We start from the raw sequence: 519 nt of genomic DNA, 5'->3' as shown, positions 1-519 counted from the left end.
CAGTCACGGCTGCTGGTATCGCTGACCTAGATGTACTGCCCAGGCAGGTTGGTTGAGTTTGTGTGGTGACACGCCCTGAGCTTTGGGCGTGAGGAAGGCCTCCGGTTGTGGAGTGGAGATGTTCATGTAACCACTTCACCTACCGGAGGCCCTCGTGTCCCACGCTAATGCTGAACTGACCCCGCGCGCCCGTCTGCGGCTGGCGCGCCTGATCGTCGAGGAAGGGTGGAGTATCGCGTCGGCGGCGAGGATGTTCCGGGTCTCGTGGCCGACCGCGAAACGGTGGGCCCAGCGTTTCACCCAGCATGGCGACGCGGGGATGCAGGATCGCAGCTCCCGCCCTCGTCACTCGCCGAACAAGACGCCTGAGGCCCTCAAGCGCAAGATCATCGCGTTGCGGTGGCGTAAACGTCTGGGACCGGTTCAGATCGCTGGCCAGCTGGCAATCGCCCCGTCGACCGTGCACGCCGTGCTGGTGCGGTGTCGGGTCAACCGACTCTCGTTCATCACCCGGCAGAC

At 64.4% G+C, this 519-nt stretch carries 1 protein-coding gene; it reads left to right on the top strand.

Annotated features, from left to right (window positions below):
- Window positions 1-154 precede the first annotated feature (154 nt).
- A partial coding sequence (locus ADICYQ_RS31240; RefSeq protein ID WP_152520490.1) for a helix-turn-helix domain-containing protein occupies window positions 155-519 on the top strand: 365 nt, incomplete at its 3' end.

It is taken from the genome of Cyclobacterium qasimii M12-11B (genome assembly GCF_000427295.1).
GTDB classification, from domain to species: domain Bacteria; phylum Bacteroidota; class Bacteroidia; order Cytophagales; family Cyclobacteriaceae; genus Cyclobacterium; species Cyclobacterium qasimii.
The sequence above is the reverse complement of the archived record's forward strand: the minus strand, read 5'-3'. Positions and strand labels throughout refer to the sequence as shown.